Source organism: Rhizobium sp. YIM 134829 (assembly GCF_046546455.1).
In genome coordinates, this window is sequence record NZ_JBKHKI010000001.1 from 661,081 (window position 1) to 684,805 (window position 23,725).

Annotated in this window: 18 protein-coding genes; 9 read left to right on the forward strand and 9 right to left on the reverse strand. The window is 64.0% G+C overall.

Annotation, left to right across the window (positions count from 1 at the left end):
- Nucleotide 1 precedes the first annotated feature (1 nt).
- Nucleotides 2-913 carry an ABC transporter permease subunit gene (locus ACLE20_RS03215; protein WP_410938789.1) on the forward strand — a complete coding sequence of 304 codons (912 nt, stop codon included), beginning with the start codon at nt 2-4 and terminating at the stop codon, nt 911-913.
- Entirely contained in the window at nt 913-1,728 is an 816-nt protein-coding gene (locus ACLE20_RS03220; protein ID WP_410938790.1) for an ABC transporter permease, read from the forward strand. Before ACLE20_RS03215 ends, ACLE20_RS03220 begins: the two co-directional genes overlap by 1 nt.
- 71 nt (nt 1,729-1,799) lie before the next feature.
- Here ACLE20_RS03220 and ACLE20_RS03225 read toward each other — a convergent pair whose 3' ends face one another.
- From ACLE20_RS03225 to ACLE20_RS03235, 3 genes are all read right to left on the reverse strand, one after another.
- Nucleotides 1,800-4,325 carry a methyl-accepting chemotaxis protein gene (locus tag ACLE20_RS03225; RefSeq protein ID WP_410939126.1) on the reverse strand — a complete coding sequence of 842 codons (2,526 nt, stop codon included), beginning with the start codon at nt 4,323-4,325 and terminating at the stop codon, nt 1,800-1,802.
- 526 nt (nt 4,326-4,851) lie between these two features.
- The gene (locus ACLE20_RS03230) at nt 4,852-5,001 is read right to left on the reverse strand and encodes a hypothetical protein (protein ID WP_410938791.1); all 150 of its coding nucleotides are present in this window, start codon (nt 4,999-5,001) and stop codon (nt 4,852-4,854) included.
- Nucleotides 5,002-5,177: 176 nt separating this feature from the next.
- The gene (locus ACLE20_RS03235) at nt 5,178-6,362 is read right to left on the reverse strand and encodes an NAD(P)/FAD-dependent oxidoreductase (RefSeq protein WP_410938792.1); all 1,185 of its coding nucleotides are present in this window, start codon (nt 6,360-6,362) and stop codon (nt 5,178-5,180) included.
- 159 nt (nt 6,363-6,521) lie between these two features.
- Here ACLE20_RS03235 and ACLE20_RS03240 point away from each other — a divergent pair, with 159 nt between their 5' ends.
- The 5 genes from ACLE20_RS03240 to edd all read left to right on the forward strand — a co-directional run bounded on the left by ACLE20_RS03240 (nt 6,522) and on the right by edd (nt 13,459).
- Complete coding sequence (locus ACLE20_RS03240) at nt 6,522-7,958, forward strand: glutamine synthetase family protein (RefSeq protein ID WP_410938793.1); 1,437 nt, start codon at nt 6,522-6,524, stop codon at nt 7,956-7,958.
- 12 nt (nt 7,959-7,970) lie between these two features.
- Entirely contained in the window at nt 7,971-9,257 is a 1,287-nt protein-coding gene (locus ACLE20_RS03245; protein WP_410938794.1) for an NAD(P)/FAD-dependent oxidoreductase, read from the forward strand.
- Between the two features lie 113 nt (nt 9,258-9,370).
- On the forward strand, nt 9,371-10,846 hold the full coding sequence (gene zwf / locus ACLE20_RS03250; protein WP_410938795.1) for a glucose-6-phosphate dehydrogenase: 1,476 nt from the start codon (nt 9,371-9,373) through the stop codon (nt 10,844-10,846).
- 7 nt (nt 10,847-10,853) lie between these two features.
- Nucleotides 10,854-11,552 (forward strand): 6-phosphogluconolactonase, encoded by a 699-nt coding sequence (pgl, locus tag ACLE20_RS03255; RefSeq protein ID WP_410938796.1) that lies wholly within the window; start codon nt 10,854-10,856, stop codon nt 11,550-11,552.
- Between the two features lie 86 nt (nt 11,553-11,638).
- Nucleotides 11,639-13,459, forward strand: coding sequence for a phosphogluconate dehydratase (edd, locus tag ACLE20_RS03260; protein WP_410938797.1), 1,821 nt, complete (start codon nt 11,639-11,641; stop codon nt 13,457-13,459).
- A gap of 20 nt (nt 13,460-13,479) precedes the next feature.
- Here edd and ACLE20_RS03265 read toward each other — a convergent pair whose 3' ends face one another.
- Complete coding sequence (locus ACLE20_RS03265) at nt 13,480-14,436, reverse strand: arginase family protein (RefSeq protein ID WP_410938798.1); 957 nt, start codon at nt 14,434-14,436, stop codon at nt 13,480-13,482.
- A 167-nt stretch (nt 14,437-14,603) separates the two neighbouring features.
- Here ACLE20_RS03265 and ACLE20_RS03270 point away from each other — a divergent pair, with 167 nt between their 5' ends.
- Complete coding sequence (locus ACLE20_RS03270; protein ID WP_410938799.1) at nt 14,604-15,956, forward strand: MFS transporter; 1,353 nt, start codon at nt 14,604-14,606, stop codon at nt 15,954-15,956.
- Here ACLE20_RS03270 and ACLE20_RS03275 read toward each other — a convergent pair.
- From ACLE20_RS03275 to ACLE20_RS03295, 5 genes are all read right to left on the reverse strand, one after another.
- Nucleotides 15,944-17,032 (reverse strand): ABC transporter ATP-binding protein, encoded by a 1,089-nt coding sequence (locus ACLE20_RS03275; RefSeq protein WP_410938800.1) that lies wholly within the window; start codon nt 17,030-17,032, stop codon nt 15,944-15,946. The two genes, ACLE20_RS03270 and ACLE20_RS03275, sit on opposite strands and share 13 nt — an antisense overlap.
- 29 nt (nt 17,033-17,061) lie before the next feature.
- Nucleotides 17,062-18,720, reverse strand: a complete 1,659-nt coding sequence (locus tag ACLE20_RS03280; protein WP_410938801.1) for an alpha-glucosidase — start codon at nt 18,718-18,720, stop codon at nt 17,062-17,064.
- 27 nt (nt 18,721-18,747) lie between these two features.
- On the reverse strand, nt 18,748-19,893 hold the full coding sequence (locus tag ACLE20_RS03285; RefSeq protein WP_410938802.1) for a carbohydrate ABC transporter permease: 1,146 nt from the start codon (nt 19,891-19,893) through the stop codon (nt 18,748-18,750).
- Nucleotide 19,894: 1 nt separating this feature from the next.
- Nucleotides 19,895-20,905, reverse strand: a complete 1,011-nt coding sequence (locus ACLE20_RS03290; RefSeq protein WP_410938803.1) for a carbohydrate ABC transporter permease — start codon at nt 20,903-20,905, stop codon at nt 19,895-19,897.
- Nucleotides 20,906-21,011: 106 nt separating this feature from the next.
- Nucleotides 21,012-22,352 carry an ABC transporter substrate-binding protein gene (locus tag ACLE20_RS03295; RefSeq protein ID WP_410939127.1) on the reverse strand — a complete coding sequence of 447 codons (1,341 nt, stop codon included), beginning with the start codon at nt 22,350-22,352 and terminating at the stop codon, nt 21,012-21,014.
- 305 nt (nt 22,353-22,657) lie between these two features.
- Here ACLE20_RS03295 and ACLE20_RS03300 point away from each other — a divergent pair, with 305 nt between their 5' ends.
- Nucleotides 22,658-23,710, forward strand: coding sequence for a LacI family DNA-binding transcriptional regulator (locus tag ACLE20_RS03300; RefSeq protein ID WP_410938804.1), 1,053 nt, complete (start codon nt 22,658-22,660; stop codon nt 23,708-23,710).
- Nucleotides 23,711-23,725 lie beyond the last annotated feature (15 nt).

Consider the following 23,725-nt stretch of genomic DNA (forward strand, 5'->3'; position numbering starts at 1 on the left):
TATGACCCGGCTCGCCTCCGCGCTCTTCAACCGCCTCGTGATCATCATCCCCTATGGCTGGCTGCTGGTCTTCTTCCTCATTCCCTTCTTCATCGTGCTGCGCATCTCGCTCTCCAGCACGGCCATCGCCATGCCCCCCTACGAGCCGGTCTTCTCGCTCGCCGACGGGCTCGCGGGCACGCTCGACAAGATCCGCCAGCTGTCCTTCGACAATTATGTCTGGCTGACCGAGGATGCGCTCTACACGAATGCCTATCTCTCCAGCCTCACCATCGCCTTCTTCTCGACCCTGATGACGCTGCTGATCGCCTATCCCATCGCCTATGGCATGGCGAAGGCACCCTCCGGCATCCGGCCGACGCTGCTGATGCTGGTGATCCTGCCCTTCTGGACGAGCTTCCTGATCCGCGTCTATGCCTGGATCGCCATCCTCAAGCCGGAGGGCTTGCTCAACCAGCTGCTGCTCTCGCTCGGTCTCATCGACACGCCGCTGGTAATCCTCAACACCAATACGGCGATCTATATCGGCATCGTCTATTCCTACCTGCCCTTCATGGTGCTGCCGCTCTATTCGGCGCTGGAGAAGATGGATCACAGCCTGACGGAAGCCGCGCTCGATCTCGGCTGCACGCCGATCTCCGCCTTCTGGCGCATCACCTTCCCACTGTCGCTGCCGGGCGTCATTGCCGGCTGCCTGCTGGTCTTCATTCCCGCCGTCGGCGAATTCGTCATTCCCGACCTGCTCGGTGGCTCGGAGACGCTGATGATCGGCCGCACGCTCTGGAACGAGTTCAACTCCAACCGCGACTGGCCGGTCTCCTCCGCCGTCGCCGCCATCCTGCTGCTGATCCTCGTCGTGCCGATCATGATCTTCCAGCGGGCCCAAGCCAAAGCCGATGGGGAGGCACGCTGATGCCCCGCTGGTCGCGCTTCAACATTGCTTCGATCGTCATCGGCTTCGCCTTCCTCTATCTGCCGATCGTGCTTCTGGTGATCTTCTCCTTCAACGAGTCGAAGCTCGTCACCGTCTGGGCGGGCTTTTCGACGAAATGGTACTTTGCTCTGTTCAACAATCAGGGCCTGCTCGATGCGGCCTGGGTGACAGCGCGCGTCGGCCTGCTCTCGGCGACGATCGCCACCGTGCTCGGCACGCTGGCCGCACTCGCCATGACCCGCTACACCCGCTTTCGCGGCCGCACGCTGTTTTCCGGCATGATCTATGCGCCGCTGGTCATGCCGGAGGTGATCACCGGCCTCTCCATGCTGCTGCTCTTCGTGGCGCTCGGCTTCGACCGCGGCTTCTGGACGCTCACCATCGCCCATATCACCTTCACCATGTGCTTCGTCGCCGTGGTGGTGCAGTCGCGCCTCGTCACCTTCGACCAGTCGATCGAGGAGGCGGCGATGGATCTCGGCGCGACGCCGGTCGCGACCTTCTTGCAGGTAACGCTGCCGGTCATCGCGCCCGCCGTCTTTTCCGGCTGGGTGCTCGCCTTCACGCTTTCGCTCGACGACCTCGTGATTTCCAGCTTCACCTCCGGCCCCGGCGCCACCACCCTGCCGATGAAGATCTACAGCCAGGTGCGCCTCGGCGTGACGCCGGAAATCAACGCCGTCTGCACCATCCTCATCGGCATCGTCGCCTTTGGCGTGCTGATCGCCTCCATCGTCTCCCGCCGCCGCGAAGCCCAGCGCCAGTCGGACGAAAGGGCGGCGTTTGGGGCGTGATCGGCAGACCTCCTGACACAGAAATGCCGGCCACGGGGCCGGCATTCACGTTTCTTCGGGTCTCTCAGCCCTTACGCCGCCCGGCTATACCCGCCGCGTTCGGCCGGCTCCAGGCGGAACTGTTCGACCAGCATCATCAGCGTATCGGCCTGCTGGGCGAGGCTGCGGCTGGCGGCGGTGGCGTCGTCGACCATGCTGGCATTCTGCTGGGTCATCTGGTCCATCTGGTTGACGGAGCCGTTGACCTCCAGGAGGGCTGCGGCCTGTTCGCGGCTGGCGGTGGCGATCATGTCGACATGGTGGCTGACGGAGACGATCTGCTGGCTGATCGAGGCCAGCACGGCACCGGTTTCCTTCACGGCTTCCGAACCGGAGGTGACCTCCAGCGTCGACTTGTTGATCAGCCCCTTGATCTCCTTGGCCGCACCGGCCGAACGCTGGGCGAGCTCGCGCACCTCCTGCGCCACGACCGCAAAGCCCTTGCCCGCCTCGCCGGCGCGCGCCGCTTCGATCCCGGCGTTGAGCGCCAGGAGGTTCGTCTGGAAGGCGATGTCGTCGATCACCTCGATGATCTGCTCGATCTGGCGCGAAGCCGCCTCGATGCGGCTCATGGCCGACATGGCATTGGAGACGACGGCGGCCGAACTGTCGGCGCTCTTCTTGGTCGCGGTGACGGCGACATTCGCCTCGTGGGCCCGGTCCGCCGAGGTGCGGACCGTCGCCGTGATCTCGTCTACTGCCGCCGCCGTCTCTTCCAGCGAGGCGGCCTGGGCGACGGTGCGGTGCGAGAGCTGGTCGGCCGAGCCGTGCAGGGCATTGCCGCTGCTCTGGATGGTCAGCGCGTTGTTGCGGATCTGCAGCAGCGTGTCCTGCAGGCGGATGAGCGAGCCGTTGAAATCGACGCGCAGCTGTTCGAGACGGCCGGTGAAGGGCGTATCGATCTGTTCCGACAGGTCGCCGCGCGCCAGGCGGCCGAGGCCGGCGGCGAGCTGGTTGACGGCGAAGTCGATCTGGCTGTCGAGCGAGCGCTTTTCCGCATCGTTGCGGGCCCGTTCGGCCTCGGCCTGCAGGCGCTGCTCCTCGCTCTCGGCTTCGATGCGCAGCTTGGAGAGCGCATTCTCCTTGAAGATGCCGAGTGCGCGGGCCATGTCGCCGATCTCGTCGCGGCGCGCGTCGCCATCGATGCGCGTGTCGAGCATGCCTTCCGCGAGCTTGCGCATGGAGGCGGTGATCTGGCCGATCGGGCCCTTCAGCGTCAGCACGAGCGCGGCGCCGGCGAGCATGGCGATGACGACGCCGGCGACGGTGGCCAGCACCGAGACCTGGTTGGCGCGGTCGCGCTCCAGCGCAGCATTGGTCTTTTGCTCCTCGGCAAAGGAGACCAGCTGCTGCCAGATCTGGTTGATCTGAGCGCCGGCTTCGGCGAACTGCTTCTCGCGGGCGCTGCTGACCTCGATCAGCTGAATGCTGTCGGCCTTCATCTGGTCGGCCACCGGCTTCACGTCAGCGGGCAGCTTGGCAAAGAAGGCAATGTCAGGGGCTGTCTGGGCGAGGCCATCGACCTCCTGGTTGAAGACATTGATCTCGCGGGCCAAGCGGGCCTGGCCGGTCTGGTCGGCCTTGTCGAGGAAACTGCCGGCCGCAAGCCGGATCGCATAAACAGCATTGACGATCGAGCGCGTGCTATCGAGCACGGCATTGGCCTTGACCAGCGGCTGGTCGAGCTTGCCGAAGGTTTCGGTGGCGGCGCGCATCTTGATGCCGGCAGCCGACTGCAGCTGAATGCTGGTCTGGCGGAAGCGGGCCAGCAGCTGGGCGATCGCCTTGGCATTGTCGTCGCTCACATCGCCGTTGCCGGCGAGATCCTTGATGCCCTGCAGCGTCTTCTGGAACGTGTCGACCACCGCCTTCTGATTGGCCGGCAGGCTGCCGGAGATGCGGGTCAGCACCTTGTTGAGCTCAGGCAGCCGGGTCTGGATCAGCTTGATCTTGGCATCCGCTGCCGGCGCCTTGCCGTAATCCGCGCTTAAAGCCGTCAGGGTCTCGCTGGCGGATGTCAGGCGCTCGGCCTCGCGCAGCAGCGACTTGGCGGCGCTTTCGTCGTCGCGCACGCTGCGCTCGACGGCCGAGGCTTCGTTAACCAGCTTCATCTGGGTGGAAAGCAGCAGGCGCAGGCCCTTGTTGATCGAGGCGCGCAGCTGCACCTCGTTCTCATGCAGAGTCCAGAGACCCGAAACGCTGTCTCCGATCTTGGCGGTGCCGGCGATCGCAAGTTCGAGCTCGCTCGCGCCTTCGGAATTCTCCATCTGCGCATGCGTGCCTTCGAGCACGGCGCGCTGGGTGGTGATCGTCTTCAGCACCGCCTCGCGGCTCTCCTCCGAGGTCTCGGCGAGGAAGCGGTTCATACCATCATAGACATCGCGAAAGCCGGACAGCGACTGGAGCACGCTGTTGGAGATCTCCATGCGCCCTTGGAGAAGGCCAGACGCATAAAGCCCCGTAATGCCGACGGCGCAGATGCTGACGACGAAGGGGAAGATGAAGAGAAGGACTTTGGTCTGGATCTTGAAGCGGGCGAGAATCTTGTCGATCAGCATCGGGCAACCCTGGTTCATGCGCCCGCTCCGCCCTCGCAAGCCCATCGGTCATCGATGGTCCCCCGGCACACGACGTTCAGGCAGCGTGTCTGTCGATGAAAATGCGGGGCGGCCGCAAGCCTGTCATGCGATCATCGCAGACTGCGCATACCCTCCGCGCACAGCCCGACAGGCTCCTCTCCCAAGGAGAGTGCGGCACAACCCGTTAATTTGAAGTAAGCCAGAACTGACTAATATTGGCCAGCAATCGACAGGGTCAGGACCGCGAGATGTCGAGCAGCGCCGCCGCCCGGATCAGGGCCACCGCCGTGGCCAGAAGGGAGCGCGATCGACGCGAGCATGATCGCTGCGAGCGCGGTCGGCGTTGTGCCGGTTGTTGGAACGATGGGAGAATACGAGACGATCGCAACGGCCTGGCCGGAAGGCGAGCGAAACGGAGACGTCAGCCGAGAGGAAACGTTTGAGGCCCGCGCGGCGGGCAGAGGGTTGCCGCAGCCCGAAGCGGGCGGCGGACCGGGCTCCCGCTTCAGGCTGCGGAGAGCGCCAGGAGAACGGCGACGGCCGTAACGGCGAGCGCCAGTGTGGTGATGCCGATCTTCATCAGATCGAGCGTCCGGCTTTCCTGCGTGCGGGCGATGGCAATGGCGCGAGCGCTACGGCGGCGATGCTGGTTCATGAGAACATGTCCTTTCATCCTCAGCGAAGAATAGACCTGGTCGCCCCGATCCGCCAGCTTCTTTTTGTCGCACTGCTGTCGCAGTGCGGAAAAAACATGCTTCTGGCCGCGGTCTCCTGTCTGCCCAACAAGTAGGTTCCCCGACATTCGCTAACAAGGTGTGAAGCTCTGCCTTCTCAGGCCGCCTGCCCCGCAGAAAAACCGGAGGCCCAGGCCCACTGGAAGTTATAGCCGCCGAGCCAGCCTGTTACATCGAGGCATTCACCGATGAAAAACAGGCCGGGGACGCTGCGGGCCATCATCGTGCGGGAGTCGAGCGCGCGTGTATCGACGCCGCCGAGCGTCACCTCCGCCGTCCGATATCCTTCCGATCCCGCCGGTCGGATCGGCCAGGCCGAGAGGCTGGCGACGAAGCCGTCGATCGCCTTGTCGGAGAGATCGGCAAGCGAGCGCTCACCGAGCGGCGTCTGCCCGGCGAGATACTGCGCCAGCCGCTTGGGCAGATGGTCGCCAAGGACTGTGCGCAGCGCCTGACGTCCCTGGCTCTGCTTTGCGGCCTTCAGGCGTCCGGCGAGATCGGTACCCGGCGCAAAGGCGATCTCGATCGTTTCCCCTTCCCGCCAATAGGAGGAGATCTGCAGGATGGCGGGGCCGCTCAAACCCCGATGGGTGAAGAGCATCGCCTCATCGAAACGCGTGCGGCCCGCCCGCGCCTGAACATCGACGCCGACGCCGGCAAGCGGCGCCAGCGCGTCCTTGAGCGGATCGGGCAGCGTCAGGGGCACGAGACCTGGCCGTGTCTCGACGAGGGGCAGGCTGAATTGCTCGGCGATCCGATAGGCAAAGCCGGTCGCGCCCATCTTCGGGATCGACTTGCCGCCGGTGGCGACGATCAGCGTCTCGCAGACGAACGTCCCGACGGAGGATGCGACGCGAAAGCCGGAGACATCTTTCTCGACGCTCTCAATCGTCGTATCCAGCCGCAGGTTTGCCCCCGCGGCCTCAAGCTCGGCCAGCAGCATGCGGATGATGTCCTTGGCACTGTCGTCGCAGAAGAGCTGACCGAGCGTCTTCTCGTGCCAGGCGATTCCATGACGCTCGACCAAGGCGAGAAAGTCACGCGGCGTGTAGCGGGCGAGCGCGGATTTGGCGAAATGCGGATTGTCGGACAGGAAATTGGCGGCGGTCGTGCCGAGATTGGTGAAGTTGCAGCGTCCGCCGCCCGATATGCGGATCTTCTCGCCCGGCGCCTTGGCATGGTCGAGCACCAGCACCCGCCGCCCCCGCCGCCCGGCCTCGATCGCCGCCATCATGCCGGCAGCCCCGGCACCCAGAATGATCACGTCGACCGATGTCGCCACCTGCAGCTCCTTGTCCGATCAGCCCTCTTCGGCAAGCCGCGCCCTCCTGTCAATTGCGGTCTCCGTCACGGCGCGACGGTGCAGCATCTCTCAAGTTGGCGCTGGTTTCGGGCCGAACTCCGGCTATGATGCAATATCCGACCTCAAAAACGGTGATTTATGCCCGCGAAGAGAACCATCGCACAGCAGACCAGCAAGACCTCCAAAAGCGTCAAGATCCCCCCCTCCCTGCAATCCGCCCGCGGCGTGAAGACCTGGAAGGAAGCCGCCGATTGGCTGAAGCTGCGCGGCATCGAAGATGTGGAATGCATTACGCCCGATATTGCCGGCGTGCCCCGCGGCAAGATGATGCCCTCTTCGAAATTCACCTCCAACACGTCGCTTGCATTGCCTTCCGCGATCTACCGCCACACGATCTCCGGCGACTATCCGGAGGAAACCGGCGACTTCCGCTATGATTCCCGCGATAGCGACATCAAGCTGGTTCCCGATCTCTCCACCCTGTCGATCGTCCCTTGGGAAACCGACCCGACGGCGCAGGTGATCTGCGACATTGCCGGCTCCAAGGGCGAGAACGTGCCCTATACGCCGCGCAATGTGCTCAAGCACGTCGTCGAGCTTTACCGACGCCAGGGCTGGAAGCCGGTGGTGGCGCCGGAAATCGAGTTTTATCTGGTCGCCAAGAACGACGACCCCGACTATCCGCTGCATCCGCCGAAGGGCCGCTCGGGCCGTTCCATCCAAGGCGGCCAGGCCTATTCGATCGCCGGCGTCAACGAGTTCGACGAGCTGATCGACGACATCTACCACTTCTCCGAAAAGCAGGGGCTGGAGATCGACACGCTGATCCACGAGGAGGGCCCGGCCCAGCTCGAGATCAACCTGCGCCACGGCGATCCAATCGAGCTTGCGGACCAGGTCTTCCTCTTCAAGCGCACGATCCGCGAGGCGGCGCTGAAGCACGGCATCTACGCCACCTTCATGGCCAAGCCGATGCAGAGCCAGGCGGGCTCCGCCATGCACATCCATCAGTCGGTGGTGGAGATCAACACGGGTCGCAATCTCTTCTCCAATGCCGATGGCAGCGCGTCCAAGGAGTTCTTCCACTTCATCGGCGGCATGCAGACCTTCATTCCCAAGGCGCTGTCGATGATGGCCCCCTATGTCAATTCCTACCGGCGGCTGACGCCGGACATGTCGGCGCCGGTCAACAATGCCTGGGGCTATGACAACCGAACCACCGCCTTTCGCGTGCCGGATTCCGAGCCGTCGGCGCGGCGGGTGGAAAACCGCCTGCCGAGCTCGGACGCCAACCCCTATCTGGCGCTCGCAGCCTCGCTCGGTTGCGGCTATCTGGGGCTGACGCGCGCAATCGAGCCGAGCGCGCCATCGGACGACACGGTCAACGACAAGACGATCGACCTGCCGCGCGGGCTGCTGGAAGCCGTGGCCGCCCTCGAAGCCGAGCCCGCCTTCCACGAAGTCTTCTCCGCCGAATTCATCGCCATCTATGGCGGCCTCAAACGCGGCGAATTCGAAACCTTCATGCAGGTGATCAGCCCGTGGGAGCGGGAATATTTGCTGCTGAACGTGTGAAGGGCCGACGAGATGACATGGCAGAGCCCGATTTCGCCGGGGGTTTCCTGGTATGAGGCGGCGGTGGAGGAGCGTCCGGCCTATGCGGCGCTGGATGGCTCGGTGGAGGCGGATGTCGTCGTGATCGGCGGCGGATTTACCGGGCTGCAGGCGGCCTACACGCTCGCCAAGGGCGGGGTGCGGGTGGTGCTGATCGATGCCTGCCGGTTCGGCGACGGCGCCTCCGGCCGCAATGGCGGCCAGCTTGGCACCGGCCAGCGGGCCGAGGTGGACGAGCTGGAGCGGCAATATGGGCAGGAGCGCGCCAGGGCGCTCTTCGACATGGCGGAGAATGCCAAGCGCTACCTGCTCGATTTTGCCCGCGACCACCAGATCGACATGGAATTCCAACCTGGACACCTCTCGGTCACGCATCGGGAGCGGGAGGAGAAGGCCCATCGCGCATTCGAGGAGGCGATGCGCAGCCGCTACGGCTATGACAAGATCCGCTACCTGGATGCCCGCGAGACCGCGGAGCGCCTCGGTTCGCGCCACTACAAGCTCGGCCTCCTCGACAGCGGTACCGGCCATATTCAGCCGATGAAGCTGCTGATCGGCCTGGCCCGGGTTGCAGCCGCAACCGGTGCTCATCTGCACGAGATGAGCAAGGCGGAGGCGATCGCCGTTTCGGGCGGCAAGGTGCGGGTGACAACCGCGCGCGGAACCATCACCGCCGACCGGGCGCTGATCGCCTGCAATGCGCATATCGGCAGTCTCGAGCCGGTGACCGCCGCCCATGTCATGCCGATCCGCTCCTTCATCGGCGCGACGCCGCCGCTCGGGGAGAAAAGCGACGTGCTGCCCGGCGGCGAGTCGGTCGCCGATTCGCGTTTCGTCGTGCGCTATTTCCGCCGCTCGCGCGATGGCCGGCTGCTCTTCGGCGGGCGCGAGGCGTATACGGCCGATTCGCCACGCGACATTTCCGAGCATATTCGTCGGCAGATCGCCGAGATCTATCCGCAACTCCATGACGTGCCGATCGACCATGCCTGGGGCGGCTCGGTCGGGATCACCCTGACCCGCCAGCCCTTCCTGCGCGAGGTCATGCCCGGTGTCACCGCCATCGGCGGCTATTCCGGCCATGGCGTCATGCTGTCCAATTATTGCGGCAAGCTCTATGCGGACCGGGTCATGGGCCGCTCCGCGGAATTGGATCTATTCCAGGATCTCAAGGTTCCGCCGTTTCCGGGCGGTCCGCGCTTCCGCTCCGCACTTTTGTTCCTCGCGCTCACTTGGTATGCTCTGCGCGACAGGCTCTGAGGCCGCCCTCCCCTTCCCCTCTCCACCCCTGGGGACAAAAAAATGCGGCAGCGCACTAGCGAATTTAAATCGATTGAATTATAGATCCCCTGACCCCGAGAGATCGAGACCCCATGAGCAGCCAGATCATTCCCGTCGAGCCGTTTGACTATGTGGTGTTCGGAGGCACCGGCGACCTCGCCGAGCGCAAGCTCCTGCCTGCGCTCTACCACCGCCAGCTCGATGGTCAGCTCACCGACCCGACGCGCATCATCGGCGCCTCGCGCAGCGCCCTCAGCCACGAGGAATATCGCAAGTTCGCGACCGATGCTCTGAAGGAGCATCTCAAGCCCGGCGAGTTCGACGAGGCACAGGTCAAGACCTTTACCGACCGCCTGTTCTACATTCCGGTCGATGCCAAATCCGACCAGGGCTGGGACAAGCTCAAGCATCTGCTCGACGAGGCCAAGGATCGCGTGCGCGCCTTTTACCTCGCCGTCGCGCCTGGCATCTTCGGCGACATCTCCGAGAAGATCCGCGACCACAAGCTGATCACCAAGTCGACCCGCATCGTGGTGGAAAAGCCGATCGGCCGCGACCTCGCCTCAGCGCTCGAGCTGAACGACACGATCGGCCGGGTGTTCAAGGAAGAGCAGATCTTCCGCATCGACCACTATCTCGGCAAGGAGACGGTGCAGAACCTGATGGCGCTGCGCTTCGCCAATGCACTCTACGAGCCGCTTTGGAATTCCTCCCATATCGACCATGTGCAGATCACCGTCTCGGAAGCTGTCGGCCTCGAGAGCCGGGCCGGCTACTACGACAAGGCCGGCGCGCTGCGCGACATGGTGCAGAACCATATTCTGCAGCTGCTCTGCCTGGTGGCGATGGAAGTGCCGCCGTCGATGAACGCCGAAGCGGTGCGCGACGAGAAGCTCAAGGTGCTGCGCGCGCTGAAGCCCATCACCCCCGCCAATGTCGAGAAGCTCACCGTGCGCGGCCAGTACAAGGCCGGCGCTTCCGCTGGTGGCCCGGTCAAGGGCTATCTGGAGGAGCTGGAAGGCGGCGTTTCCAACACCGAGACCTTCGTGGCGATCAAGGCCGAGGTCAACAATTGGCGCTGGGCGGGCGTGCCCTTCTACATCCGGACCGGCAAGCGCATGGCGACCCGCATGTCGGAAATCGTCATCACCTTCAAGCATATCCCGCATTCGATCTTCGACGAAGCGGCGGGACGCATCGAAGCCAACCAGCTGATCATCCGCCTGCAGCCGGACGAAGGCGTCAAGCAGTCGCTGATGATCAAGGATCCCGGCCCGGGCGGCATGCGCCTGCGCAATGTCTCGCTCGACATGACCTTTGCCAGCGCCTTCAACGCCCGCAGCGCCGACGCCTATGAGCGGCTGCTGCTTGACGTGATCCGCAACAATCAGACGCTGTTCATGCGCCGGGACGAGGTGGAAGCCGCCTGGCGCTGGGTTGATCCAATCCTGAAGTCCTGGGACACGGTCGGCCAGAAGGTGCAGTCCTACACGGCCGGCACCTGGGGCCCGAGCCAGGCCATCGCGCTGATCGAGCGTGACGGCCGCACCTGGCACGAAGTGGTCTGAGGCAGAGATGACGAGCAGCCTGCACGCCTTCGAGACCAAGGCGGACCTCGCCGAAGCCCTCGCCGAACGGGTGGCGGATGCGCTCTCCGCAGCGATTGCCGAACGCGGCACGGCGAGCCTCGCCGTCTCCGGCGGCTCGACGCCGAAAGCCTTCTTTCAGACGCTCTCGGCCAAGGTGATCGACTGGCCGTCGGTAATTATCACCCTGGTCGACGAGCGTTTCGTGCCGCCGGATCACGAGCGCTCCAACGAGAAGCTGGTGCACGAGAACCTGATCCACGGACCGGCGGCCGCCGCCCGCTTCGCGCCGCTCTACTACCCGACCGCGACCGTGGAAGAGGCGGCGGCGACCGCGACCAGGCAGACCGCCGGCTTCGGAACGCCTTTCGATGTCGTCATCCTCGGCATGGGCAATGACGGCCACACCGCCTCCTTCTTTCCCGGCGGGTCGCGGCTTGAGGAGGCGCTCTCTGCCGACACGCCGCGCGGTGTGATGACTATGGAGGCCGAAGGCGCCGGCGAGCCGCGGCTGACCTTCACCTTCTCCAGCCTTGCAGATGCGCGGCTCCTCGCGCTGCATATCGAAGGCGAGGGAAAGAAGACCGTGTTGGCCGAGGCGGAAGCGCCTGGCCCGGAAACGCAAATGCCCATTCGCGCGATCCTTCGTCGCGCCTCGTCGCCCGTCGAGATCTACTGGGCGCCGTAACATGCGCAGACCGGCGCCAAAGCGTCGGACATTTCGAAACCCGAGCGTTAGACAAGGAGCCGCGACAGGCTCCGAAAGGATAGGCCATGTCCGTCGATCCCCGCATCCAGGCGATCACCGCCCGCATTATCGAGCGGTCCAAGCCCACCCGCGAGCCCTATCTGGATCGCGTCCGCAGAGCAGCGGCGAAGAGCGTGCATCGCTCCGTGCTTGGCTGCGGCAATCTCGCCCATGGTTTCGCGGTCTGTTCCCCCGCCGAGAAGGCGGCGCTCTCGGGCGACACCGTGCCCAATCTCGGCATCATCACCTCCTATAATGACATGCTGTCCGCACATCAGCCGTTCGAGACCTATCCGGCGCTGATCCGCGCCGCGGCGGCGGAAGCCGGCGGCATTGCACAGGTGGCGGGCGGCGTGCCGGCCATGTGCGACGGCGTGACCCAGGGCCAGCCGGGCATGGAACTGTCGCTCTTCTCGCGCGACCTGATCGCCATGGCGGCCGGCATTGGCCTGTCGCACAATATGTTCGACAGCACCGTCTATCTCGGCGTCTGTGACAAGATCGTCCCCGGCCTGATGATCGCCGCGCTCACCTTCGGCCACCTTCCGGCCGTCTTCATTCCGGCAGGGCCGATGACAACCGGCCTGCCGAACGACGAGAAGGCCCGGGTGCGCCAGCTCTATGCCGAAGGCAAGGTCGGCCGCGACGAACTGCTGGAAGCGGAGTCCAAGTCCTATCACGGCCCCGGCACCTGCACCTTCTACGGCACGGCCAATTCCAACCAGATGCTGATGGAGATCATGGGCTTCCACCTGCCCGGCGCCTCCTTCATCAATCCCGGCACGCCGCTGCGCGACGCACTGACCCGCGAGGCGACCAAGCGCGCGCTTGCCATCACTGCGCTCGGCAACGACTATACGCCGGCCGGCGAGATGATCGACGAGCGCTCGATCGTCAACGGCGTGATCGGCCTGCATGCGACCGGTGGCTCGACCAATCACACGCTGCATCTGGTCGCCATGGCGCGCGCGGGCGGCATCCAGCTGACCTGGCAGGATATCTCCGAGCTCTCCGACATCATCCCCCTGCTCGCCCGCGTCTATCCGAACGGACTTGCCGATGTGAACCATTTCCACGCCGCAGGCGGCATGGGCTTCCTGATCTCCCAGCTCTTGAAGCAGGGGCTGCTGCACGAGGATGTCCGCACCGTGTTCGGCCAGGGCCTCGATGCCTATGCAATCGACGTCAAGCTCGGCGAAAACGGCACGGTTCACCGCGAGCCGGCGCCGGCCGTGAGCCATGACCCCAAGGTGCTCGCCACGATCGACAAACCCTTCCAGGCCAGCGGCGGGCTGAAGATGCTGACCGGCAACCTCGGCAAGGCGGTCATCAAGATCTCCGCCGTCAAGCCGGAGCGCCATATCATCGAGGCGCCAGCCAAGATCTTCCACGATCAGGCGAGCCTGAACACGGCCTTCAAGGAGGGCGAGCTCGAGGGCAATTTCGTCGCCGTGGTCCGCTTCCAGGGCCCGAAGGCGAACGGCATGCCGGAGCTGCACAAGCTGACGACGGTCCTCGGCATCCTGCAGGATCGCGGGCAGATGGTGGCGCTCATCACCGATGGCCGCATGTCCGGCGCCTCGGGCAAGGTGCCCTCGGCCATCCATCTCACGCCCGAGGCCAAGGATGGCGGACCGATTGCCAAGATCCGCGAAGGCGACATCATCCGTCTCGACGCGACGACCGGGGAGGTCAATGTCCTCGTCGATGCCGCCGAATTCGCAGCGCGCGAACCGGCTGTTGAAGATCTGAGCGACAACGACTACGGCATGGGCCGCGAACTCTTTGCCCCCTTCCGCGCCGTCGCAGGGGCTGCGGATCGCGGGGCGAGCGTGCTGTTTGCGTGAAGCCGGAAGCTCTGATTCAATCAGGGCTGACGAACGATCGCGCCGATCGCGTTGGCGACGATGCGAGAGGCGGTCTGCGCCGATAGCCCATCAATGTCGGCCGGCGGGTAAAGCTCCACCAGATCGAAGCCGGCGAGCCTGCCGCGCTTCGAGGCGCCGTGGATGAGGTCGATGATTTGCAGGTAGCTGAGGCCGCCGGGTGTCCTGGCGGCCACGCCTGGCATGATGGCTGGATCCATCGCGTCACAATCAAGCGCGATCACCACGTTGGCGCCTTCAGGAATGTGATCCAAGGCCGCTCCCACGCCGCGCTCCTGCACCAGGCGGGTGGTGATCAATCGGCTTCCATAGCCCATTGCCGCATCGACCTCGGCGCGCGCCGCACTTCCGACGCTGCGCATGCCAAGCTGCACCATGCCAGCCACATGCGCCATTTCGCTGGCGCGGCGCATGGGGCTGGAATAGCCGTAACGTTCGCCGTCGATTTCCTCCCGCCAGTCGATATGTGCATCGATCTGCAGAACCCAGATCGGGCCGAGAGCCGCGAAGCCTGCGAGGAAGGGGATGGTGAGCGAGCAGTCGCCACCAACAAGGATCGGCACTGCGCCAAGCGCAAGAACGTCCCTCGTCCTAGCCTCGACCAATGCGCGGTTGCCCGAATTGTCATGCATGACGGTATCGAGATCACCCATATCGATGCAGGATATGCTCCCGCCTTCAAAGAGCGGACCGCCGAGATCAAAGTCCCAATTTTCGATCAGAGGCGCATCACCGGCGCTCGCAGCGCGAATGGCGGCTGGCGCTTCCGCGTGGCCGGCGCTGCTCTTTCCTGGATAGGTGCTGCCATGCCCTGCAGCGAACAGGGCTGCTTTCGGACGGCGATCACCTTCAAGGCGCTGAGGAAGTCCCAGGAATGTCATAGTCGTCGTACCACGTTTCAGAACCTTGATGACCTGAACGGCGAGCGGTATCCTCATCGCCGGAAAGTGCCATCGGATCAGCCTACCCCCTCACGCATCTCAGGTCACGCTTGCAGACATGACCCTCCGTGAGGTTGCCCCTCTACCTACCGGAAGCGACCTTAATTCATCAACGTTTCCATCCCGGATCCCTCCCTCGTGACGACGTTCTGGAGCCGCTGGGCATGGAGGTCACCGAGGCCGCAGAGCGTCTTGGGGTTGCACGGACCACGCTGTCGCGAGTCGAGCAGCAGCAGCCAAAGGCGGCCAAAGCGCGGCGCCTTGAGATACCGGAGGATCGAGGAGTGTTCCGCCTGCCCAGCCTTACCGAACGCCTGACGCTCTATGCCGCTCTCACCGCGCTGACCTCGCTCAGCATCGATGCGCTGCTGCCCGCACTACGGCAGATCGGGGCGGCGCTAGCGCCCTCCCCCATCCTCTCGACGCAGCACCTCGTCTCGCTGTTCATCCTCGGCATGGCCATCGGCGAGCTTGCGATCGGACCGCTCTCGGATGCCTGGGGGCGCAAGCGAGCTTTGCTGATCGGGCTGGCGGTCTATGGCGTCGGCACGGTCTTGGCCGGGCTGGCCGGCTCGCTGGAGCTGATGGTGCTCGGGCGTATCCTGCAGGGCGTCGGTGTTGCCGGGCCGAAGATCGCGACGCGGGCGATGATCCGCGACCAGTTCGCAGGCGACCAGATGGCGCGCATCCTCTCCTTCATGTTCACGCTGTTCATCCTCGTGCCGATGCTGGCGCCTATCCTGGCCCAGGGGCTGACGCGGCTAGCCGGCTGGCGAAGCCTCTTCCTGGCCTATCTGGTGGTGGCGACCGGGCTTGGGCTGTGGCTGAGCCTGCGCCACCCGGAAACCCTGTCACCCGCGGCGCGCATTCCCATCCGCCCGTCGCTACTCATCGCCAATGGTCGCCGCATCCTGTCCCATCGCCAAGTCGTGCTGCTCATCGTGGCAACCGGGCTCGTCTTCAGTGCGCAGCTTCTTTACTTGAGCATCGCCGCCGACCTGTTCTTCGATCTTTATGACATCGAGACCGGCTTTCCGCTGCTCTTCGCGGTGCTGGCGCTGAGCCTCGGCCTCGCCTCCTTCGTGAATGCAGGTTGGGTGCGGTGGGTGGGAGCGGCGTGGATCGCACGGCGCGCGCTTCTTGGGTTGAGCACAGCCGGCCTCACGCTCGTCGCCGCCAGCGCCGCCTTCGACGGGCGGCCGCCTCTCTGGCTCTTCCTGGTCATCGGCCTTGCAGGCTTCTTCGCGATCGGGCTGCTGTTCGGCAATCTCAATGCGCTTGCCATGCGGCCGCTCGGGCGCCTCGCCGGCTTCGGCGCCTCGGTGATCGCCTCCGGATCAAGCCTGATCGCCAGCTGCCTGGCGGTCGGCATCGGCGCCCTCTATGATGGAAGCGCGACCGCGCTTGCCCTCGGATTCATTCTGGCTGGAATGGGCGGCCTCGGTCTTTTCGAGGCCGCGTTGAGGAGCGAGGCGACGGAGATCGACCCGATCGGTTCAGCCGATCACCGCCGATAGGTCTTCCCCTCGGCATCGAAGAGATGCAGCTTCGTGCGGTCGGCGGTGAAGCGAACGCTCTGACCGCGCTGGATCGGTTGGATGCCAGCGATCTTGGCGATGATCGGCTCGTCGGGCACCAGGCCCTCGATATAGAGCAGCGTGACTTCGCCCAGCGCCTCGACGATCGACACCGTGCCTTCGAACAGGAAGCTGTCGCCGGTCGTGACCTGCAGGTCTTCCGGGCGCACGCCGAAGCTTGCCTTCTTGCCCACTTCGCTCTCGGGCGTGGCAATATCGAGGATGTCGCGTTTGCCACCGACCAGTTCGACCGTCGTCTGCACACCGGCTGACACGATCGTCGAGGGAATGATGTTCATGGCCGGCGAGCCGATAAAGCGGGCGACGAAGAGGTTGGCCGGGCGCTCATAGAGCTCGAGCGGTGCGCCGACCTGTTCGATATGGCCCGCGGAAAGCACGACGATCCGGTCGGCGAGCGTCATGGCTTCGACCTGGTCATGCGTCACATAGATCATCGTCGTATCGGCCATCTGCTCGTTGAGCTTGGCGATCTCGATGCGGGTCGCGACACGCAGCGCCGCGTCGAGATTCGACAGCGGCTCGTCGAACAAGAAGACCTTGGGATTGCGGCAGATGGCGCGGCCGATCGCCACGCGCTGGCGCTGCCCGCCGGAAAGTGCCTTGGGCAGGCGGTCGAGATATTTGGTCAGCTGCAGGATCTCGGCTGCCGAGCGGACGCGGCGGTCGATCTCCTCCTTGCTTTCCCTGGCGATGCGCATGCCGAAGGCCATGTTGTCATAGACGGTCATGTGCGGGTAGAGCGCATAGGACTGGAAGACCATGGCGATGCCGCGCTGGGATGGCGGCACGTCGTTAACCTTCTGCCCCTCGATCAACAGATCGCCGCCCGAGATCTCCTCGAGCCCCGCGATCATGCGCAGCAGCGTGGACTTGCCGCAGCCTGAAGGGCCGACGAAGACGACGAACTCGCCGCGCCGGATGGAGAGATCCACGCCGTGAATGACGTCGACGGCGCCATAGGATTTACGGATCTGTCGCAGTTCCAAACCTGCCATGATGGCCTCCTTTCTCTAATTCGCCGCGTTCAGACTAACCGGGCGAAGAAGCCGCTCCAGGCGGGCAATGTGATGCGTTCGTCGCCGAGATGCGAGTTGAACCCGTGTCCGCTCAGCACCTCCAGGCGCTCCTCGGGCCGCGGCGCGGTGACCGGCTCTGCGCTCAGATTGAACAGGCAGAACAGCGTGTCGTTGCCATGGGTGCGGTGGAAGCCGAGCAACGGCGCCTCATAGGCCTTGAATTCAATCTCGCCCTTGGCGAAGGCCGGATGGGCCTTTCGGAAGGCGAGGAAGCGGCGATAGTGATGAAGCACGGAGCGCATGTCCTGCTCCTGCACCGAGACGGCGCGCGGCAGGTGCTCGGCCGGGACCGGCAGCCAGGGCCGCCCTTCGCCGAAGCCGCCATTCGGCGCCTCCGCATCCCAGACCATCGGCGTGCGGCAGCCATCGCGCCCCTTGAAGTCGGGCCAGAACTGGATGCCATAGGGGTCCTGCAGGTCCTCGAAGGCGAGATCGGCCTCGGGCAGCGCCAGCTCTTCGCCCTGATAGATACAGACCGAACCGCGCAGCGACATCAAGAGGCTGGCGAGGAACTTGGCATGGGCATCGTGGTCGGCAATGTCCTGCCCCCAGCGGGAGACATGGCGCACGACGTCATGATTGGAAAAGGCCCAGCAGGCCCAGCCTTCCGGCGCGGCGCGCTCGAAGGCATGCTGAACCTCAGCGACACGCGCCGGCGTCAGCGGATCCGGGGCCAGGAACTCGAAGGCATAGCACATATGCATCTTGTCGCCGCCGGACGTATATTCCCCGGCGATCTCGAGACCGATCTGGCTGTCGCCCACCTCGCCGACCGCGGCGATGGCTGGATACTCGTCCATGACGGCGCGGAAGCGCTGTAGGAAGGCGAGGTTTTCCGGCTGGTTCTTGTCGTAGATATGTTCCTGATAGTTATAGGGATTGACCGCCGGCGCCGTCGTGGCGTTGCGCCGCTCCGGCGCGAGCGCCGGATTGTCGCGCAGCTGGCGATCGTGGAAGTAGAAATTGATCGTGTCGAGACGGAAGCCATCGACGCCGCGATCCAGCCAGAAGCGCTCGACGGACAGCAGCGCGTCCTGAACCTCCGGATTGTGCAGGTTCAGGTCGGGCTGAGAGGTCAGGAAGTTGTGCATGTAATATTGCAGCCGCGTGGCATCCCACTGCCAGGCCGAGCCGCCGAAGATCGACAGCCAATTGTTGGGCGGCGTACCGTCGGGTTTGGAATCCGCCCAGACATACCAGTCGGCCTTGGGATTGAAGCGCGAGGAGCGGCTTTCGACGAACCAGGCATGCTGATCAGAGGTGTGGGAGAGCACCAGATCAATCATCACCCGAATACCGAGCCCGTGCGCCTCGGCAATCAGCGCATCGAAATCGGCGAGATGACCGAAGATCGGATCGACATTTCTGTAGTCCGACACGTCGTAGCCAAAGTCCTTCATCGGCGACATGAAGAAGGGCGAGATCCAGATGGCGTCGACGCCGAGCGAGGCGACATAGGGAAGACGGGCCGTAATGCCCTTCAGATCGCCGATGCCATCGCCATTGGAGTCCTGATAGGAGCGCGGATAGATCTGGTAGATCACGGCACCGCGCCACCAGTCGCGGTCAGCGACGAGGCCCGTTGCGGTCGGAATTGCGATCGTCATGGAGTCTGAGGGGTCCTTGTACACGTATTAGCCGCCTTTGACGGAACCAGCCAGCAAGCCGCGCACGAGGTAGCGCTGCAGACCGAAGAAAACGATGAGGGGAACAATGATGGTGATGAAAGCCGAGGCGGTCAGGATTTCCCAATTGCCGCCGCGTGATCCGAGCAGGTTGACGAGGCGGCCGGTGAGCACGAGCTCATTGTTGCCGGTGCCGAGGAAGACGATCGCCACCAGAAGATCGTTCCAGGTCCAGAGGAACTGGAAGATGGCGAAGGACGCCAGCGCCGGGAAGGAAAGCGGCAGGATGATCTTGACGAAAATATCGAAATCGCTGGCCCCGTCGACGCGTGCGGATTCCATGATCTCGCGCGGCAGGCCGGCCATGTAATTGCGCAACAGATAGATGGCGAGCGGCAGGCCGAAGCCCATATGGGCAAGCCAGATGCCGAGATAGGTCTTGGACGGCACGCCGAGAAAGGCGCCGACGCCGTTATAGAGCTTCAGGAGCGGGATCAGCGACATCTGCAGCGGCACGACAAGCAGGCCGACCACGACAGCGATGATAATTGCCCGGCCGGGAAATGGCATCCAGGCGAGCGCATAGGCGGCAAAGGCGGCCACCAGGATCGGGATGATCGTCGCCGGCACAGACACGGTCAGCGAATTGATGAAGGACGCGCCGATGCCTTCCGCCCGCAGCACCTCGCGATAATTGTCGAAGGTGAAGCGCGGCGGGATGGCCGCATTGAAGACGATACGCTGGCCGCGACCATCGGCGATGCGCGTATCCGAGACAATCTCAAAACTGCCGTCTTCCTTCACCGTCAGCCGCTCGCCATCATTGAGTGTCGCGGTCTCCCCGGCCTTGAAGGCAGCGGGATCGCGGCTGGTGATGCCGAAAGTGGAGACCTTGGCGGCCGTGTTCTCCAGCACATTGCCGGATATGACGAAACGCCCGTCCTTCTCCACCTGCGCGCTCGCCTCGGGGGCGCGGTAGGTGATGGTCTGGCTGGAGGTTGAGAGCGACGTCCACCAGCCGGACACGGCAAGCTGGTCCTTGTCGCGCAGCGAGGAGATCAGCAGGCCGGCGGTCGGCAGCGTCCAGAGCGCGACGATGAGCAGGACCGAGAGATGAACGAAGAGGACGAGCGGGGAACGTTTGGCGGCGATCATGTCAATGGGCCTTCATCTCGCGGGTCGCATTGCGGATGTTCCAGATCATGATCGGAACGACCAGCACCATGATGACCACCGCGATCGAGGCGCCGCGGCCGAAATCACCGCCGCCGCGGAACATCCAGTCGAACATGAGATTGGCGAGAACCTGGGTCTGCCATTGCCCGTTGGTCATGGCGAGCACGATGTCGAAGACCTTGAGCACCAGGATGGTGATGGTGGTCCAGACGACCGCGATGGTGCCCCAGATCTGCGGGATCATGATCTTGAAGAAGATCTGCAGCCCATTGGCGCCGTCGATGACCGCCGCTTCCACGGTCTCCTCGGGAATGCCGCGCAGCGCGGCGGAGAGAATGACCATGGCAAAGCCTGTCTGGATCCAGATGAGGATGACCATCAGAAAGAAATTGTTCCAGAAAGGGATGGTGACCCAGGCCTGCGGATCGCCGCCGAAAGCGGTGACCAGAGCATTCAGCAGGCCGATCTGCTCCGTGCCGGCGGCACGATAGTCGTAGATGAACTTCCAGATGACGGCGGCGCCGACGAAAGAAATGGCCATCGGCATGAAGATCAGCGTCTTGGCGATATTGCCCCACCAGATGCGGTCGGTCAGCGCAGCGATGATCAGGCCGAAGAAGGTGGAAAGCGCCGGGACGACCAGCAGCCAAAGGAAGTTGTTGAAGATCGACTGGCGGAACTCGCCGTCATTGACCATCCAGACGTAATTGGCAAAGCCGACGAAATTATTCCCTTCGCGGTCGTGAAGGGAGAGCCAGACGGATTCGACGACCGGATAGATCAGGTAGATCGTCATGGCGAAGAGTGCGGGGAACAGGAAGAGCCATGGCCGGATCGCATTGGTGATCCGCAGATTGCGCGACGCCGTCGGGCCGGTCCGGCCCTTGGACGGAAAAACCAGATCAAGGATCAGGTTCGTCAGATAGAAATAAGCTGCGCAAGCGAGAACGCCGGCCGCCATGGTGACGACGGCAAGTGCGAGTTGCTCCATGAATCCCCCTTGGTGACCAACCACACGGTCCCCTGGTATGTCGTTGCCGCCGCCCGGCTTGTCCCGGGCGACGGTATCTCAGCCTTTTTGGTCTTGTTGCAGTCGCTTACTTGATCGCGTCCCATGCCTTCTGAATTTCAGCACCGACATCGGCGGAGGACTTGCCACCGACGAAATCCACCATGCCGGTCCAGAAGGCGCCCGCGCCGATCTTGCCCGGCATCAGGTCGGAGCCGTCGAAGCGGAAGGTCGTTGCATTGAGCAGGATTTCGCCCTGCTTCTTCATCGGCCCGTTGGCATAGGTGTCCTGATTGACCGACTTGAACGGCGTCAGGAAGCTCGACTGAGCCATCCAGACTTCATGTGCGATCGGCGTCTTCAGGAAATCCAGGAACGCGCGGGAGGCCGGGCTGTCCTTGGTGATCATGGCCAGCGTACCAGCGCCGAGCACAGGGTTGCCGAGCTCCGGCTTGCTGGCATAGGGCGGCAGGAAGAAGAAGTCGACGTCATCGCCAACCTTCGTGCCTTCCGGGAAGAAGGACGGGATGAACGAGCCCTGGTGATGCAGGTAGCACTTCGGCGGCGAAGAGAAGAGACCCTTCGGGCTGTCGCGGAAGTCGGTGGAGGCGACGGCCTGCGAACCGCCATCCACGAACTTCGGATTCTTGGCGAACCAGCCGAACTCGTCGAGCGCGCCGGTCACGGCAGCATCGGTGAAGGGGATCCCGTTCGTGACCCACTTGTCGTAGGTCTCCGGCGTCTGCGTGCGCAGCATCAGGTCCTCGACCCAGTCGGTTGCCGGCCAGCCGGTCGCGCCGCCCGAACCGAGACCGATGCACCAGGGCGTACCGCCATCGGCCACGATCTTCTCGGTCAGAGCCTTCAGCTCTTCCATCGTCTTCGGGACCGTGTAGCCGGCGTCCTCGAAGTTCTCCGGCACGTACCAGATGAGCGACTTCACGTCGATCTTGTAGGGGAAGGCATAGACCTGCTTCTTGCCGTCCTTGCCCGCATAGGTAGAAAGATCGACCCAGGACTTGCCGGCCGAGTAATTGTCCAGCAACCACTTCTGCGTGTCATCGCCGAGCGGCGACAGATAGCCCTTTGCGGCGAGGTCGGCGATCAGACCCGGCTGCGGGAGGATGGCAACATCCGGCGGGCTGCCGGCCTGGGTGTCGATGACGATCTGCTGTTCGTAATTCTCAGACGACGAATACTTGACATCGGCGCCGGTTGCCGTGCGGAAATATTCAAGCACCGACTCGAACAGAGCCTGGTCCTCGCCGCGCCACGGGCCGAAGATCGTCAGCGTCTGGCCCTTGAGATCATGACCCTTGCCGAAGTCCTCGAGGCTCGCCCAGTTGAATTTGGAGTCCTCGCCTGGCTTGAACTTAAGCTCGGCAGCGGCCACCGGGCCGGCCAGAAGCGCCAGAGCGCATACGCCCATAAGAAAAGTCTTACTCAACGCCATTTCCTCCCTCGGGTTGAAAACGCTCTCGGTGATGCCCCACCTCCGGTCATCGATCCCTCAAAGCGCTTTGAATGCCGCTTACAAATCATCCCTTGTAGCATGAAGTCAAGCTAAAATTCAGCGGGCTTCTGCATGTCGCTGCCATCTTGCCGCCCAGCAACTGTTTGCAGTGCAGCAGACCAATTTACCGTTTACCGGTTGATAAGGCTGATGCTAACAGACGCGCTTGGCCGCGTGACTGTCCGCCATCACGCGCCGGGATGCAAGGGAACTTGTGCACCATGAGCATCAAGTTGAAACAGCTGGCCGAGCGCCTGGGCCTTTCCCAGACGACGGTCAGTCGCGCGCTGAACGGCTACCCGGAAGTCAACGAGGAGACGCGGCGCCGCGTGATGGAGGCGGTGCGCGAAACCGGCTACCGACCGAACAAGGCCGCCCAGCGGCTGGCGACCGGACGCGCCGGTTCGATCGGCCTCGTCATGCCCGTTGCAGCGGAGATCGAGGCAGACCTGCATTTCGGCTCGTTTCTCACGGGGCTTGCGGAAGCCGCGCAGCGCCATGACTTCCATCTGGTGATCAATCCCAGTTCGCCGGAGGAAGAGGAGATTACCTTTCGCCGGCTCGCAGCCAGCGGCAATGTCGATGCGCTGTTCATCGCCCATGTGCGGCGCGAGGACCCGCGGATCGCCATGCTGCGCAGCCTGCATATCCCCTATCTCGTCCATGGCCGGGCGATCGATCAGGGCGACGACTATCCCTTCCTCGATATCGACAATGAGCAGGCCTTCTACGAGGCGACCAAGCTCCTGATCGGTCTCGGCCACCGCCGCATCGGGCTGATCAATGGTCAGGAGCAGCTGACCTTCTCCATCCGCCGGGAGACGGGGATGAAGAAGGCGATGAGGGAGGCAGGGCTGCCGGTCGACGACCTGCCGATCGATCACGGCTTCATGACCGACGAATTCGGCTACCGCGCCGCCGTCCGGTTTCTCGAAGCACCGGCGCCGCCGACGGCCATTCTCTGCTCCAGTACGGTGATCGCGCTCGGCGCGGTGCGGGCGCTGAACCGGGCGGGGCTGACGATCGGCGAGGATGTCTCGGTGATCGCGCATGACGACGTTCTGCCGCTGCTCAAGCCCGAACATTTCAGCGTGCCGCTCACCACCACACAGTCCTCGTTGCGCGCCGCCGGCGCCCGGGTGGCGGAACGGCTGATCGCCTCTCTGGGTCAGCCATCCGGCGCCCCACCGGAACAGGAACTCTGGGCGACCAAACTGATCCGCCGCCAGTCGACCAGCCCCGCACCCCGCCTCCCCCGCATGGCCCGGCGATAGAGCCTTTGCGCAGCA